Source organism: Flavobacterium adhaerens (genome assembly GCF_040045115.1).
Classification (GTDB): domain Bacteria; phylum Bacteroidota; class Bacteroidia; order Flavobacteriales; family Flavobacteriaceae; genus Flavobacterium; species Flavobacterium adhaerens.
This window is the reverse complement of record NZ_JBDLZX010000005.1, coordinates 42,123-58,667: the sequence shown is the minus strand read 5'-3', so window position 1 is coordinate 58,667 and position 16,545 is coordinate 42,123. Positions and strand designations below refer to the sequence as shown.

The 16,545-nt window shown below is 32.0% G+C and carries 16 protein-coding genes; 9 read left to right on the top strand and 7 right to left on the bottom strand.

Features of this window, described 5'->3' with window-relative positions:
• The first annotated feature begins 313 nt into the window (after positions 1-313).
• The 4 genes from ABEB18_RS08260 to rluF all read left to right on the top strand — a co-directional run bounded on the left by ABEB18_RS08260 (position 314) and on the right by rluF (position 4,076).
• Entirely contained in the window at positions 314-1,411 is a 1,098-nt protein-coding gene (locus ABEB18_RS08260; protein WP_348798782.1) for a Nif3-like dinuclear metal center hexameric protein, read from the top strand.
• A gap of 3 nt (positions 1,412-1,414) precedes the next feature.
• Positions 1,415-2,194 (top strand): zinc ribbon domain-containing protein, encoded by a 780-nt coding sequence (locus ABEB18_RS08255; RefSeq protein WP_348798781.1) that lies wholly within the window; start codon positions 1,415-1,417, stop codon positions 2,192-2,194.
• A gap of 49 nt (positions 2,195-2,243) precedes the next feature.
• Positions 2,244-3,101: an alpha/beta fold hydrolase gene (locus ABEB18_RS08250; RefSeq protein WP_348798779.1), complete on the top strand. Its 858-nt coding sequence runs from the start codon at positions 2,244-2,246 to the stop codon at positions 3,099-3,101.
• 165 nt (positions 3,102-3,266) lie between these two features.
• Complete coding sequence (rluF, locus tag ABEB18_RS08245) at positions 3,267-4,076, top strand: 23S rRNA pseudouridine(2604) synthase RluF (RefSeq protein ID WP_348798778.1); 810 nt, start codon at positions 3,267-3,269, stop codon at positions 4,074-4,076.
• A 72-nt stretch (positions 4,077-4,148) separates the two neighbouring features.
• On the opposite strand, the gene ABEB18_RS08240 is transcribed toward rluF, so the two are convergent.
• A complete protein-coding gene (locus ABEB18_RS08240; RefSeq protein WP_348798777.1) occupies positions 4,149-5,075 on the bottom strand; it encodes a DUF8428 domain-containing protein in 927 nt (308 codons plus the stop codon).
• Positions 5,076-5,522: 447 nt separating this feature from the next.
• Here ABEB18_RS08240 and ABEB18_RS08235 point away from each other — a divergent pair, with 447 nt between their 5' ends.
• Positions 5,523-5,927, top strand: a complete 405-nt coding sequence (locus ABEB18_RS08235; RefSeq protein ID WP_348798776.1) for a T9SS type A sorting domain-containing protein — start codon at positions 5,523-5,525, stop codon at positions 5,925-5,927.
• A gap of 104 nt (positions 5,928-6,031) precedes the next feature.
• Here the strand turns inward: ABEB18_RS08235 and ABEB18_RS08230 are convergent, their stop codons facing one another.
• The 4 genes from ABEB18_RS08230 to htpG all read right to left on the bottom strand — a co-directional run bounded on the left by ABEB18_RS08230 (position 6,032) and on the right by htpG (position 11,292).
• Entirely contained in the window at positions 6,032-6,976 is a 945-nt protein-coding gene (locus ABEB18_RS08230; protein ID WP_348798775.1) for an MASE1 domain-containing protein, read from the bottom strand.
• Positions 6,977-7,079: 103 nt separating this feature from the next.
• Positions 7,080-7,892, bottom strand: coding sequence for a hypothetical protein (locus tag ABEB18_RS08225; RefSeq protein ID WP_348798774.1), 813 nt, complete (start codon positions 7,890-7,892; stop codon positions 7,080-7,082).
• A 134-nt stretch (positions 7,893-8,026) separates the two neighbouring features.
• On the bottom strand, positions 8,027-9,160 hold the full coding sequence (locus ABEB18_RS08220) for a pYEATS domain-containing protein (protein ID WP_348798773.1): 1,134 nt from the start codon (positions 9,158-9,160) through the stop codon (positions 8,027-8,029).
• Between the two features lie 245 nt (positions 9,161-9,405).
• Positions 9,406-11,292, bottom strand: coding sequence for a molecular chaperone HtpG (htpG, locus tag ABEB18_RS08215; RefSeq protein ID WP_348798772.1), 1,887 nt, complete (start codon positions 11,290-11,292; stop codon positions 9,406-9,408).
• Between the two features lie 182 nt (positions 11,293-11,474).
• On the opposite strand from htpG, the gene ABEB18_RS08210 reads away from it, so the two are divergent.
• The 4 genes from ABEB18_RS08210 (at position 11,475) to ABEB18_RS08195 (ending at position 14,952) form a co-directional block, all read left to right on the top strand.
• On the top strand, positions 11,475-11,978 hold the full coding sequence (locus ABEB18_RS08210) for a lipocalin family protein (protein ID WP_348798771.1): 504 nt from the start codon (positions 11,475-11,477) through the stop codon (positions 11,976-11,978).
• Between the two features lie 16 nt (positions 11,979-11,994).
• On the top strand, positions 11,995-12,678 hold the full coding sequence (locus tag ABEB18_RS08205) for a YiaD family glycine zipper/OmpA-like lipoprotein (RefSeq protein WP_438861442.1): 684 nt from the start codon (positions 11,995-11,997) through the stop codon (positions 12,676-12,678).
• 128 nt (positions 12,679-12,806) lie between these two features.
• Positions 12,807-13,751 carry an ABC transporter ATP-binding protein gene (locus tag ABEB18_RS08200; protein ID WP_348798769.1) on the top strand — a complete coding sequence of 315 codons (945 nt, stop codon included), beginning with the start codon at positions 12,807-12,809 and terminating at the stop codon, positions 13,749-13,751.
• Between the two features lie 193 nt (positions 13,752-13,944).
• Entirely contained in the window at positions 13,945-14,952 is a 1,008-nt protein-coding gene (locus tag ABEB18_RS08195) for a 3-oxoacyl-ACP synthase III family protein (RefSeq protein ID WP_348798768.1), read from the top strand.
• Between the two features lie 52 nt (positions 14,953-15,004).
• Here ABEB18_RS08195 and ABEB18_RS08190 read toward each other — a convergent pair whose 3' ends face one another.
• Both ABEB18_RS08190 and ABEB18_RS08185 read right to left on the bottom strand, forming a co-directional pair.
• Entirely contained in the window at positions 15,005-15,874 is an 870-nt protein-coding gene (locus ABEB18_RS08190; protein WP_348798767.1) for an HAEPLYID family protein, read from the bottom strand.
• 83 nt (positions 15,875-15,957) lie between these two features.
• The gene (locus tag ABEB18_RS08185) at positions 15,958-16,296 is read right to left on the bottom strand and encodes a hypothetical protein (protein WP_348798765.1); all 339 of its coding nucleotides are present in this window, start codon (positions 16,294-16,296) and stop codon (positions 15,958-15,960) included.
• Positions 16,297-16,545: the final 249 nt, after the last annotated feature.

Sequence of the window (16,545 nt, the reverse complement as noted above, 5' to 3'; positions counted from 1 at the left end):
AAAAGGATCCATTGCAAACAAAAAAACAGTTCCCTTTAAAATCTAATTTTATGGTTTGAGATTTACTGCTAAAATAAGTAGCAATATAATTTAAAAATTAAGACTAAAACAATACAAATCAATTGGTTTCAAACAAGCACAAAAACCACCAATTCTAACTATAATTTTTCAGCTTAAATTGACAATTCGAGAATATAATATTTTATCTTTGAACGAAAATTTTAAAAACCACTAATACTAATTATACAAAACAATAACCAAAGATTTGTATCGTTAAATTTTAGAATAAAGTATCCCAATAAAGAAAAAAAAGATGCGTACAATAAAAGAAATTATATCTATTCTTGAAGAAATGGCTCCATTAGCCTATGCCGAAGATTTTGATAATGTTGGATTAATTATTGGAGATGAAAACACCAACGCAACGGGTGTCTTAGTTTGTCATGACGCTTTAGAAAATGTTATAGACGAAGCTATAGCCAAAAAATGCAATTTAATTGTTAGCTTTCACCCTATTTTGTTTTCTGGCATAAAAAAAATAACTGGAAAAAACTATGTCGAGCGCGCCGTACTTAAAGCGATAAAAAACAATATTGCTATTTATGCAGTTCATACAGCCTTAGACAATCATCCAGAAGGAGTCAACAAAATTTTCTGTGATACTTTAGGACTCATCAATACCAAAATTTTAATTCCGAAACAAAATCATATTCGAAAATTAGTCACCTATACTATTCGCGATAATGCCGAGAAAGTTAGAAATGCACTATTCGATGCCGGTGCAGGAAGCATTGGAAATTATGACAAATGCAGTTTTAACTCCGAAGGGACTTTTACGTATCAAGGAAACGAAAAAAGCGAACCAACTATTGGAGAAAGAGGTGTTCTATCTAGAGGTACCGAAACCAAAATAGAAGTAGTTTATGCCAAACACTTAGAAACAGCTATTATAAAAGCACTTCGCGAAAATCATATTTATGAAGAAGTTGCTACCGAAATCTACAATATGAAAAACACTTTTAATCATATTGGCCTAGGAATGATTGGAGAATTAGAAAAGCCGATGGATGAAAAAGATTTTTTACTGTATGCCAAAGACAAAATGAAGGCAGAAGGCATTAGACACTCGGCTTTTACTGGAAAGAAAATCAAGAAAGTAGCCGTATTAGGAGGAACAGGAAGTTTTGCTATTCCTAACGCAATTGCAGCTGGTGCCGACATCTATTTGACTGCAGATTTAAAATACCATCAATATTACGAGGCCGAAAATCAAATTTTATTAGCTGATATTGGACATTTTGAGAGCGAACGTTATACAAAAGAGTATATTGTTGATTATCTTAGAAAAAAAATTCATAATTTTGCAATCATTTTATCAGAAGAAAATACAAATCCAGTTAAGTACTTATAAAATATGGCGAATACGAAAGAATTAAGTGTTGAGGACAAGTTAAGAGCAATATATGATTTACAGCTTATTGACTCAAGAATTGACGAAATCAGAAACGTAAGAGGTGAACTACCTTTGGAAGTTGAAGATTTAGAAGATGAAGTTGCTGGTTTAAGCGCTCGTTCAGAGAAATTGAAAGGTGAACTTGAAGTAATAGAAAGCCTTATCAAAGACAAAAAGAATGCAATTGACGAACACAAAGAGGCTGTTAAAAAATACACCAAACAACAAGAAAGCGTTCGCAACAACCGTGAATTCAACTCTTTGACAAAAGAAATCGAATTTCAAGAATTAGAAATTCAATTAGCTGAAAAGCAAATCAAAGAAATGAAAGCTTCTATTGAGCACAAAAAAGAGGTAATCAATTCTTCTAAAGAAAAATTAGAATCTAAGTCATCTCACTTAAAACATAAAAAATCAGAATTAGATGCTATCATGGCCGAAACTCAAAAAGAAGAAATCTTCTTAAGTGAGAAATCAGCAGAATTTGAAGCATTAATCGAAGAGCGTTTATTAGTAGCTTACAAAAGAATTAGAAGTAGTGTTCGTAACGGTTTGGCTGTAGTTTCTATCGAAAGAGGTGCATCTGCAGGTTCATTTTTTACGATTCCACCACAAACTCAAGTAGAAATTGCTGCTAGAAAGAAAATCTTAATCGATGAGCACTCTGGAAGAATTTTAGTTGACAGTGTTTTAGCTGAAGAAGAAAGAGAAAAAATGCAACAATTATTTGCGTCATTCTAAAAATAACCAAGTCCCGATTAAATCGGGACTTTTTTTTGTATTCCAAATTTTGAGCCTAAAAAAAAGCATCCGATTTATTGTTGTAAAATCTGTTGGACAATACATCAATATCCTCAATATTGTTCACCCTAAAAAAGCTTTACATTTATCCTACGGCTTTTTTACACAACCCAAAAAAGGGAGAATCACCAAAGAAAACATCCCATCTATTCTAGAAAATACGCACAAAGAAAGAATCCAACACAACGAACATCATTTTCAAACCTACTGTTGGAAAGGAAATGACACCAAAATCCTATTGGTTCACGGCTGGGAAAGCAATTCAGGTCGCTGGGCAAAAATTGTACCTTATTTACAACAATCAGGAAGCACCATTATCGCTATTGATGCACCAGCACACGGACAAAGTAGCGGAATAGAATTTAATGTTCCTCTTTATGTCGAATTCATTCATAAAACCGTAGAAAAGCACCAACCCAATATCATTATCGGACATTCCATTGGCGGTTCGGCATGTCTGTACCATCAATACTTGCACCCGGAAACCAGCATCCAAAAAATGATCATTTTAGGCTCTCCATCCGATTTAAAAACCTTACTCGATAATTATATCAATATGTTGAGTCTGAGCCGCAAAATGTTTTCGTTAATAGAAAATCGTTATTTAGCAAATTTCAAAAACAAAATAAAAACTTTCTCTGTTGCGACTTTGGCAAAACAAATCAAAATCGAAGGAATCATCGCTCACGATCAAAACGACAGCGTAGTAGCATTTGAAGAGGGAAAAAAAATAGCCTCAAATTGGAAAAAAAGTCGCTTTATAACCACCAAGAATCTTGGTCATTCTATGCACGACGACTATTTATATCAGGAAATTTACAACTATTTATTTGGAGCGAAACAATAGGCCTTTTGGCTATTATGGGTTCCCGCCATCCATTATATTCCCGATTACGAAAATTAAGGAAAGAAATATTGTTTTACCAAATCGGGAGATGTCATTTCTGTCGGGGCTAAAGAAAGACATCAAGCTTTTTTGGAAACATCTCTTCAAAATCATTACTTTTGTGGTATGGAAGAAAATCTAAAACGTCTTAATAAATTTATCGGAGAAACGGGTTTTTGTTCGCGTCGTGAAGCCGATAAATACATCGAAGAAGGCCGAGTAACGATTAATGGAGCTATACCAGAACTAGGGACAAAAGTAGCCCCTGATGATGAAGTCCGTATAGACGGAAAACTGATTCGTGAAAAAACAGAAAAACCAATATATCTTGCCTTTTACAAACCTGTCGGGATAGAATGTACTACGAATCTCGAAGTCCGTAATAACATTGTAGATTATATCAATTATCCCAAACGTATTTTCCCAATTGGCCGATTAGACAAAGCCAGTGAAGGCTTAATATTCATGACGGATGACGGTGATATTGTAAACAAAATTTTAAGAGCCAGAAACAATCACGAAAAAGAATACACCGTTACTGTAAACAAACCCATAACAGATCGTTTTATTGAACGAATGGGGAATGGTGTTCCTATTCTAGATACCATAACCCGCAAGTGTAAAGTAGAGCAAATTAGCAAATACACTTTCAAAATCATCCTAACACAAGGTCTCAATCGCCAAATTCGTAGAATGTGCGAGTACCTCGGTTACGAAGTTACTGCCCTAAAACGCATCCGAATAATAAACATTTCACTCGATATTCCTGTAGGTCGATACCGAGACCTGACCGATGCCGAAATCAAAGAATTAAACCAACTGATTGAACCTTCTAGTAAAACTGAGGAAGCCAGCTTACCAAAGTCTCCAACTCCTAAGAACAGAACTGAATTCATCAAAAAAGGGGATCCAAGATTTAGAAAAAGAGGAAATTAATCGATTTTTCAAACAAAAAATGCCAAGAACAAAATCTTGGCATTTTTCATACTAGTTTTATTGGGGGCAAAACTATTTTAGCACAAATGTAGATTCCTCTACCAATTCTTCATTATCATAAATATTGACATAATAAGTTCCTTTTACATACTTATTTCCTAAGAAATTTTCCGAAACACGAATTGTTTTTCTTTCATAACTCACATTTACAGCCATACTATACTTCAATGATTTGTATTGATGAACTCCTTCACTAATATCGCCTAAAACAACATTTTTACTATCCACCACTTGTATATAATACACTTTATCTGCGGCTTTGGCTATTTCGTTTTTGGTAATCATAAAACTAATATTGATACCATCAACTTTATTAGCTTTATCAGTAACAATCAATTCACCAGAATTTTTTAATCTGTACGAAACCACCGTTGCTCCGGTAACCTCAAGTTTAGAACCTTTTTCAACAGTATTTTGCAAATCGCGTTTTAAAACTTCTGTTTTGCTTTGTGTTTCCTTTAAAATCTTTTCAGTAATATCTCTTTGTTCTTTTATTATTACATTTTGCTTTTTTATGGAAATATTTTGCTCTTTAAGCTTTCCATTTTCAACCGTCAAATCAGTCAGTGTATTTTGCAATGTTTTTACCTGATTTTTGTACCTATCCAAAGAAACCTTGGTATCTTTTAAATCAACCAAATCGGTCATTAATTCCATAACCTTATCTCTTTCTTTGATCAACTCTAAAGACATGGTCTGGTTTTCAAAAATAATCTCATCGTAATGCTTTTTCAAAAGCTTGAGCTCCACTAGAATTGTTTCTTTTTCTAGTGCGTTTCCATTCAGGGCAGGATTCCCTAATACTTTCTTAATTGATTCTGACTCGGTTTTATTTTCCATTCCATTAGAATAATAAAACACACCAAATGACAGAATAGCTAATAAACAAAATAGTATTGTTATAGCTTTAAAACTGGGGGGAGTTTTTTGTTTTTCCAAAATGTTGTTTTTAGGATTTTGTGGTATTTATCCGTTTTTAACTTTCTCTTTATCAAAAGTATTAAAATTTTAACAAAACTACAACATAATGGCACGAAGCATTAAAACAATGTCATGAAGCACTAAAGTATTGAAACGAAATTAATAGAAAAATTACATCAAAAAACAACATCTAAAACCAAGAAAACTAATCCTACAAAATCCAAATAATTCAATTTTGACATTTTTAATCGCTTGCAAAACATCGAATACCAAAATAAGGCAAGTTATCCAATTGATACACTATGTTAAATTACCCTAAAACAATACAGAATTATCAGCAAAATCAATATATCGTTTTCGTATTGTTAAAATAACAACTAAATATGAAAATATAGTTGCATTCTGATTAAAATTATGATACTACTTTAGCTATGGAAATAATTACTAATTAAAAATGATTTTATCATGAAAACAAATTTAAAATTAAGTTTAGTTGTATTACTAGCAATGTTTAGTTTGAATATTTTTGCTAGCAATGATGATTTTTTACTTAACGTAAAAAAAGGAGCAGGAAAAGAAATTAGTTTTTCGATAAATGATATCCAAAAAGCTAATGTTACGATTTACGATAAATATCACAATGTGATATATAACGAAACACTTACAGGAAAAGGCGGACTTTTAAGAACCTATAGTCTAGAAGAATTTCCTGAAGGAGTTTATTATTTAGAAGTTGAAACCAAACTTAAAAAAGTAACTCATGAAATCATGATTTCAAATGAAGTTTCAACTTTATCTAGAAAATCTATTGCAGAAGTTTACAAAGGAGATTTTAAAATGAAATATGAAAATGTTGCAGATACAAATTAATCTTTTTGTAAACAGCTAAAAATCAAAACAGCTTCAAAAGAGCTGTTTTTTTTACCTATTTTAACAAAAATACTTTTTTGTAAATTTTGAACACAAAAACAGAATCAATATTCTATGTCTGATTTTTTGTGTAAATAATCCGAATAATAACCCGAAGCTATTAAAGCAATAAGGGTAACTAATCCGTAAAAAGAATTTACATATATCAGTGAATCTTCGGAGTCTATTTCTACAAAAGAGCCATATCCTAAATATCCGTAAACAGAAGACAATAGAGCAAACATGGAAGCCAAGGCTGAAACGCCTCTTATTCTAAAACGAAAAGCAGCCCATATCATTACCAAAACAAATAAAAATATACTATTGGGATTATTAAAAGCAATTAATAAGCATACAAAAATAGTTGCCAATACAAGCAAAACTGCTTCCAAAATTGAAGTCAAAATTTTCTTTATATGATGACGATAAAATAAAGACAATATAAAAGGCGAAATAAGTACTGTTCCTATCAAATCCCCTTGCCACAAAGTAATCCAGTTAGACATAATAGTATTGGGTTCACTTAAGCCCCAAAAAGAAATCGCCAAAACACATAACAAAGACGAAAATCCGCAATACAAAACACTAACTGTCAAAAATTGTATTACAGACAATCCTGTTTTTAATGGATACTCCCCTTTGTTTAGCATATTCAATAAATAAACACTAACTGCTACAGCTATAACAACTCCTGTGGCTACAGTACAAGAGGAAAGTATAGTTTCTAACAATGTTTTATCCAACATTTTGCAAACATCCCAAAATGAAAACATATTGGCCATAAACGAGCCCAACCAAACCCCATATAATGATTTGTAGCCCACGATTAGAACGGCTGCAAAAGCAAAACCTACATCTGGAAAGATTGGCGAGAGATTATCTGGTGAAACCGTTATTCGAAAACTCAAAAAAGCAAGTGCATTAAATACAAATGCAATCAGAAAAACTTTAACGAACATTGATTTTAAGAAAAAAGGAGCATGATAATCGTTGGCGTCTAACTCGTACATATTAAGCGTTTTTTAACAAATTTAATATTTTTTCTTTTGAAAAATCGTTTTTATTTAAAGCAAAAAAAAAGACTGCTTAAGCAGTCTCTTCGTGTTTTATATTTTACATTGAAAAAGGAAATTCGATACCGTTTTGTTTGTAAACTCCATTACTATCACAATCTCCATTACCATAATCGATAACTCCGCTAAACAAAGTATTCTCAACTTTTAATTTACCTTTTGAGATATAATCACAATCAAATTTTTTAACCAATGTTTCTTGTACCGTTAAAGTGATCTTTCCTCCATTTTGTTTAGAAACACTATGAGTCCCTTCGATCATTTCATACGTATTATCATTTAATGTAATTGTTCCTGCACCTTCCGTTAATCTAACGGTATGAGAACCTGAATTTAGATACACATCTCCTTCTGTGTCTGTAAAGATTCCACCCGTAACGGTTCTAGTCCATTGTGGAACTTCATTTAAAGTAGTGTTTTTGTATTCAATTTTTCCTTCAATCTTATTATTATTTACATAATAATTTTCTCTTTCAATAGTCATTGTACTTCCAACAACATCAACATAATCTGTAAATGTTATTTTTAATTTTCCTTTTCGTGTAATACCATTGGCATTTGTACAACCTGTACCAAAATCTACGTAAAATGTTCTAGGAAATTCTGAATATTCAGAATCGGAAGTTATGGTATAACACAAAACAGATGCTGATTTTGCTGTTGCTATTTTAGATGTAGAATTGTCTAGTGAGATTTCATTTCCTGTTTTAATATCTAACTCATTAGCTAATTCTATAGAAGCAGAAGCTTCAACTGCACTGTTATCTGTAGCTTCCAAAAGATCTTCTTTTGTACAAGAAGTAAAACATGAACTAATTGCAATAGCCATTAATACCAAAAAGTTGTTTTTCATAAAATTCATTATTTAGGTTAAGTTTTTTTGATTAGGCGACAAAATTATTATTTTATATGAATTATCAAACAATAATAGCGTTAAATATTTAGCTAGTCAATTTATTTTCAACTCTTAAAAGAAGTAAAAATCAATTAATGGGTTTTAAAATACTCCGAAACACCTGGAAGTTCTGCCAAATCAAGCTCTAATTCTGTTGCTCCATTATCTACAAAAGCTCCAACGGTAAATGAACCATAACTATAAAAATTAAGGGGTGCTGCTTGGTTTTCGATTCGTACTACTTTGAATGGTTCTTTCCCAAATGTGTCATGCAAAGCATATAGAACATATTCTCCATCAATTAACGGTTTTTGCAGATTTGTTGACACTATTTGTAAATCAATTTTATACAACCCTTTTATTTCTTCTTTTACAGTTGCTTTGAGTTCTCTATCGTTGACAATTGCTATAGAACCCCATTGCCCTTTTTGTGGATCTACTTTATTTTCTTTCAACCCTTTATTCAATTTTAGTTTAGCATTGGATCGCATTTTTTCAACAACCGATTTTTCATTTTTATCGTACTGTTCATTTTCATTTTTTAAGTGCTTATTCCCCATCTCGGTCAAATCGGTCACTATTTTTTCTTTTTCTTGTTCCGTATTTTTAATCATTTCTTCTTTTTGATTAATTTCTTCTTTTGCCACTTTGATAATCTCATTGGCAACTTCAAGTTCTTTTCTGATTAAATTATCGTCGGCGTATTTGTATTTATTAGAAAGTACAAGACGCATATAATTGTATCCAATATACAATCCGAAAAAGCTAAAATAAATTACGATTCCAATGCTGTAAATATTCAATAATTGACCATCATATTGGGAAGAAGCGCTTACGTATTCACCTAAAAAAATTAAAAATCCTGGAATTTCCTTCAGATTTACCAATCCTAAACCAACAATAATTTTAGTTAACCATTCTGATATTTCAACTAAACTATTGTTCAAAGAATATTTATTCTCATCACTATTATTTCGTTTGGGCATTCCAAAAAGTGTCCCTAAAAAAAAGAAACTGACCAAAGACGCAATACCTAAAATAATACCAATGAAAAGAATTTTTCCTCCCATTTCGGGAATCATTACTGGGAAACCTACAACTGGAACCAATCCTAAAAAAAGCCCCATGTACAATGTGAGCAAAATAGAGGTTTCTGCTTCTTTTACCGTATTTTTTTCTTTGTCTAATTCACTTTCATTTTGACTGTTGATTTCCTCATTTATCATAATCGATAGGTTTAAATTAGTACTAAATCGAATCCGAAATAAAAATTATGATGGCAATAAAAAAACTGTATTTTCTTAAACTGTTAAAAATAACCAAAAAAACAAAACAAAAAGCAATCTATTCTTTATTTCACATCATCACATACTTATTATTCAGACCTTTACATAAAAAAACCCTGCAAATCGTAATTTACAGGGTTTCGTTTCTATTACATCACTAAGTAAGTGATTAATTTGAAGAATTGTTATTTAATCAATTCAAAACTTCTTTTTACAAAAGCTGTCAAAGCCTCACCTTTTAATAGATTTTGAGACAATTTGGCCAAATCCAATGCTTGTTTTACCAAATTTTCTTGGGTTGATTTATCAGTATTATTTAAAATACTAGCTGCCAAATCAGAGTTTGTATTTACAACTAAGTTATACATTTCTGGCATATTCCCCATTCCGAACATTCCGCCGCCACCTGTTTGACTCATTTCTTTCATTCTTCGCATAAACTCAGGTTGCGTAATAATAAAAGGAGCAGCATCACTATCTAAAGCTTCCAATTGTACAGTATAAGTTTGTTTTGGAACAATATTTTCTAATACCGTTTTTAAGCTTGCTTTTTCATCATCGGATAATTTAGAAATAGCGTTTTCCTCTTTCTTGATTAAATTATCAATATGATCTGAATCGACACGAACAAATTGCATTCCGCTATTATCCCCTTCTATTTTTTGAATCAAATGAGAAATGATAGGAGAATCTAACAATAAAACTTCGTATCCTTTGTCTTTAGCTATTTCGATATACGAGTGTTGCGCTTCTTTATTACCAGCATATAAAACAATTAGCTTTCCGTCTTTGTCTGTTTGATTTTCTTTTATTTTCTCTTTCAATTCATCAAGAGTAAAATAGGTTTCATCAACTGTTGGATACAATACAAATGCTCCTGCTTTTTCATAGAATTTATCCTCAGAAAGCATTCCGTATTCTAGTACAATTTTAATGTCATTCCATTTTGATTCAAAATCTGCTCTGTTTTCATTGAATAAAGCTTTCAATTTATCAGCAACTTTACGAGTGATGTAGTTTGAAATTTTCTTAACTGCTCCATCCGCCTGAAGACCAGAACGAGAAACATTCAAAGGAATATCTGGAGAATCTACCACACCGCGAAGCATCATTAAGAATTCAGGAACAATTCCTTCTACGTTATCTGTAACAAATACCTGATTTTGGTACAATTGAATCTTATCTCTTTGTATTTGCATATCTGAACCCAATTTTGGGAAATACAAAATACCAGTTAAGTTAAACGGATAATCAACATTCAAGTGAATGTGAAACAATGGTTCTTCGAACTGCATTGGATACATTTCACGATAGAAATTTTTATAATCCTCATCTGATAATTCTGTTGGCTGTTTAGTCCAAGCTGGATTTGGATTATTTACAATATTATCAACCTCTATAGTCTCAGATACATAATCATCTGGAGCGTTTTCTGGTTTAGGAAGAGTTTCTTTTTTGGTTCCAAATTTAATCGGAATAGGCATAAATTTGTTGTACTTAGTCAACAAACCAGAGATTTTAAATTCTTCTAAGAATTCTAATGAGTCTTCGGCAATATGCAAAATAATCTCTGTACCCCTACTGGTTTTATCAGCTGGCTCTAATGTGAATTCTGGGCTTCCGTCACATGTCCAGTGCGCTGCAGGTTCGTCTTTGTATGATTTAGTTATGATTTCAACTTTTTCGGCTACCATAAAAGCAGAATAAAAACCAAGTCCAAAATGACCAATTATTCCAGAATCCTTAGCAGAATCTTTGTATTTATCTAAAAATTCTTCAGCTCCAGAGAAAGCGACTTGATTAATATATTTTTCTACTTCATCAGCAGTCATTCCCAAACCTTGGTCGATGATATGGATTTTTTTACCTTCTTTATCAATTTTAACTTCAATAATTGGATTACCATATTCAACATTAGCTTCTCCAATACTCGTTAGATGCTTTAATTTTAATGTTGCATCCGTTCCGTTAGAAATCAACTCACGCAAAAAGATTTCGTGATCACTGTATAAGAATTTCTTGATTAAGGGAAAGATGTTTTCAACCGAAACATTAATTTTACCTGTTGTCATAGTTTATATAATTTATTTTAATTGTTTAATAATTTTAATATTTGAAAATATTCATTTCAAATAAAGTACCACTTCCCATCATTATGACAAATTGTCGTAAGTAAATTATACCTAAAAAGTATATTTTATTATCCTTTTGATATGTATCTTTGCATGAACATTAATTTAAAATCTAACAAAAAATGAGAAAAATTATATTAATGAGTGCAATTGTTGTTTTGCTGTCCTCCTGTAAATCAGCCTCCACAACATCTACAGAACCCGTTTCTAATGCACCGATGACAAAATTAGACAAATCTTCACAGGTTGCCATTAAAGGCGATTGGCAGATTACCAATGTGAGCTATCCAGGCTCTGAGTATATCAAAGTAAATTCTTTTAATCTGGCGGATTCCAAATGTTTTATCGGAAGTACTTGGCATTTTGTTTCAAACAACAACAAAGGGAATATGTCTTTAAACAATTCAAACTGTTCTGCCTTTACATCCGAAATTACATGGTACATTAACAAAGAAGGCCAGTTTGTACTGAAAATATTAGACGAAGGACTAAAATCTAAAAAAGTAAAAACAGGATTTGTCCTTGCTGTTAGAAACCAAACTGAAAGTTCATTTGAATTAATCGATAAAATCAATGTAGGAAGTACTCCAACTGATGTAGTTTACCAATTTCAAAAAATAAATTAATAGTATTATGATAACGATCAATAAAATAAAAGTTCTAAGCTTAAGTCTAATTGTAATGATTGGTATGCTTTTTACCAGTTGTGAAGCAACAAAAAACGCTAATAACACCCAAAAAGGAGCGGGAATTGGAGCAGTTGCTGGAGGTGTAATTGGAGCTATTATAGGAAACAATACTGGTATAGGAACTGCTGGTGGTGCTGCAATCGGCGCTGCAATTGGTGGTGGAACTGGAGCTTTGATTGGTAACAAAATGGACAAACAAGCTAGAGAAATAGATCAAGCATTACCAGGTGCCGATGTTGAAAGAGTTGGAGAAGGAATTAAATTAACTTTAAAAGAAGATGCAGTTCGATTTGATGTAAACAAAGCAACTCTGACCTCTCAAGCAAAAGCAAACCTAGACAAATTAATACCTGTATTCAATTCGTATGCGGATACCAACATTCAGATATTTGGTTATACTGATAATACTGGAAAACCAGAATACAATTTGACTCTTTCTGAAAAAAGAGCCCAATCTGTACGTGATTATTTAATTTCAAAAGGGTTGGTTGCCAGTCGTTTTAAAACATATGGCAACGGGATTGCGGATCCAATTGCTACTAATGATACTCCTGAAGGTAGATCTCAAAACAGACGTGTAGAATTTGCGATTACTGCAAATGATAAAATGATCGAAGATGCCAAAAAAGGGCAGTAAAAAATCTTTCACTCTTACTAAAACTGCTTTATGATAAAGCAGTTTTTTTTTTGATATAAATGAATTATCAACATATTTTCTTTAGTAAAGAAGTTATATTTGTTGTCTCAAAATTTTAATGAAACAGAATGCTTCAAATTCAAAATATATCTTTTTCTTATACAGATAAACCCGTTATAAAAAACATATCTTTCACCGTTTCCAAAGGGCAAAACATTGCGATCCTCGGGGAAAGCGGTTGTGGAAAAAGCACCCTTTTAAAATTAATATACGGAATGTATGACCTCAATGAAGGGAAAATTTTTTACAATGAAACCGAAATTAAAGGCCCCAAATACAATTTAATCCCCGGAATGCCTTTTATGAAATATTTGGCTCAAGATTTTGATCTGATGCCTTATGAAACCGTTGCCGAAAATGTAGGTAAGTTTCTTTCTAACGGATTTTTGCCTCTGAAAAAATTACGCATACAGGAATTACTAGAAATGGTTGAAATGTCTGAATTTGCAAATGTAAAAGCAAAATTTTTGAGCGGAGGACAACAACAACGTGTAGCTTTGGCTAGAGTTTTAGCCTTAGAACCTGAGGTATTATTACTAGACGAACCCTTTAGCCATATTGATAATTTTCGAAAAAACGCCCTTCGAAGAAACCTATTTGCCTATTTGAAGAAAAAAGGGATTACTTGTTTTATAGCCACCCATGACAGCACTGATGCACTTTCGTTTTCGGATGAAACAATCGTTTTATATCAAGGTCAAATTATAGAAAAAGGACCTTCTGTAGAGGTGTACAAGTACCCTCTGAATAAATACGTAGCCTCTTTATTTGGAGAAGTAAATGAGCTTAGATTATCGCAATTGATGTCTATTGAAGGAGAAGACGAGCTTATTTTATTGTATCCCCACCAATTAAAAGTTGATCCAAACGGTACCGTAAAAGTAGTTGTAAAAGAATCTTTTTTTAAAGGAAGCCGATTTTTGGTCAAAGCGGTTTTTGACAGAAGAGTTATTTTCTTCGAACATGAATCAGCATTGGCTTTTAACCAAGAAGTTTTACTAAAAATCATTTAATTAGAATTGCAATCTAAGACAATCTATTGTCATATTAAAAGTAAAATATCACTCTCTATACATTCAAACTCTTTATTTTTAGCAACAAAAAATAAAGCAGATATTTTTGTTATTGCAAAAAAATAATGATTTATAATCGATTGTTTTAAAAGATATTTAAATTTGCATCTTCGATTTTAATAAAACTACAAATATGTACCATTCAAAAATAGCAGGATTGGGATATTATGTCCCAGAAAACATAGTGACCAATGATGATTTATCTAAAATCATTGATACAAATGACGAATGGATTCAAGAGCGAACAGGAATTCAAGAAAGAAGACATATTATACGTGGAGAAGATACCACCACAACAATGGGAGTAAAAGCAGCCAAAATTGCAATCGAGCGTTCTGGTGTTTCTAAAGACGATATAGATTTTGTAATTTTTGCTACTTTAAGTCCAGAATATTATTTTCCAGGACCTGGAGTTCTAGTACAACGTGATTTAGGATTGAGAACCGTAGGAGCTTTAGATGTAAGAAATCAATGTTCGGGTTTTGTCTATGCTATTTCGGTTGCCGATCAATACATCAAAACAGGAATGTACAAAAACATATTGGTTATTGGTTCCGAAGTTCATTCAACAGGTTTAGACATGACCACTCGCGGTAGGAGTGTTTCAGTTATTTTTGGAGATGGAGCTGGAGCAGCTGTTTTGAGTAGAGAAGAAGATTTGACCAAAGGAATCCTTTCTACTCATTTGCATTCTGAAGGGCAACATGCCGAAGAATTGGCATTACAAGCACCAGGAATGGGAGCGCGTTGGGTAACCGATATTATTGCCGATAATGACCCGAATGACGAAAGTTATTACCCTTACATGAACGGACAATTTGTATTTAAAAACGCTGTGGTTCGTTTTGCTGAAGTAATCAATGAAGGTTTAGAAGCCAATAATTTGAATGTTGGCGATATCGATATGTTGATTCCCCATCAAGCCAATTTGAGAATTTCTCAATTTATTCAAAACAAATTTAATCTTACAGACGATCAAGTCTATAATAACATTCAGAAATACGGAAACACAACCGCAGCTTCAATTCCAATTGCTTTAACCGAGGCTTGGGAAAAAGGAAAAATAAAATCTGGAGACACTGTTGTTTTAGCCGCTTTTGGTAGTGGATTTACTTGGGCGAGTGCTATTATTAAATGGTAAAAATCAAAACCTCGAAGTTCTCTTCGAGGTTTTTTTTAAACAGTATAACACATCAATGCTTTGGTTCGTAAATTAATCTTAAGAAAGAACTAAAACGTTCATTCTCCCGTTTAATCGGAATTCCAGTAACAATACCAATCATAAGATTTTCTGCTACTCCAACTCTCATTTGTGGTCTTATTACCATATCAAAGTCTTTTTTTACAACTTCCTGATTAAATTCTATTCCGATAAAATTTCGTGTACCTGATATCATATAATGAAAACTACTATTGATTTCCCAAGAAGAATGCACTGAATTATCTTCAAAATGTTGCTGAATTGCAGGACCTGTATAGATAAGAGTATGAAAATTACTTCCCCAACGTTTTGCAACTACAAAAAAAGGATTATAAATATTCCCAATAACCAACTTACTACTATTATAACTACCAAAATCAGTTAGTTCAAATTCATTGATATAACCAATTGCCATAGATGTTTTCATTTTCTCGGAAACAAAAAAGGAATATTGAGCAGCTAATTTCAACCCATTCAATTTGCTGGCTGGAGTATTTTGATTGCTATTTGATGGATAAAAGGTAAAAGGTAGCTCTACTTCTAACCCTAAACGATTTAGGGGAGCCCACTCATACTCTACCAAACCTAAATACTCATCATATGTAGTATTATCTGTAATTCCGAAACCAACATTCCATTCTCTTTCCCCTTTGCGAGCTCCCAAATCTCGAATTAAATCAATATATAACGGTTCGGCATGCAACACTTTTATAGGCTCTTTTTTATCTTGAACTTCCTGAATATAAATACTATCTATTATTGAATTTTGAAGTTCATTTGATATTTGTGCCTTTGCATCTGTACTAAATATGAATCCTGCAATAATTGGATAGAAAGTAAATTTTAAAAAACTATTTGTCATTTTAATTTTTGTGACTTTATTAAACATAGATTTATTCTGCTTTCCTTTTGAGAAAACAAATCGTATAAAACATAAAAGACAAATTAAACCTCAGGAGGCGGGTAATGAATTTCGAAATACGTTTTCAACAAGTTGAATTCGTTTAAAAAACGATTTCCTAAAACTTGTTCTTTTTCGAATTCATTTAAAGATGAATTAAAAGATGGGAGAATAAAAAAATCTACTACGATGATCTTCTTAAGAATTACAATATTTTCTAAATCACAGTCTTCATTTTCAGGAATGACATCATCATAACCTAAAACTTTTTCGACTATAATTTCTATTAAACTTTCTTGATCGTTAATTGTTAAGTCTTCAGAAATATAATTAGAATTAAAATCACAAGTATCAACACTACAATTGAGTATATAAAGTGCCATAAAAGCACAAAATAATCGTAATCCTTTTCTATTTCTAATTGATTGCAACACTCCGCAAAAATAAAAACTTTTGCTCCTAATAGTTATTTTATTAATATTTCATTAAGATATTTAATAAGTAACAATGGCTCCTAAATTAAGAAACCCCAGAGTTGGCATTCTCTGGGGTTTCTTGTTTATTATCAAAACTAATTAATCTCCTTAATCATTATATTCAATACAATTAGAAAATACAATTAAGTGATCATC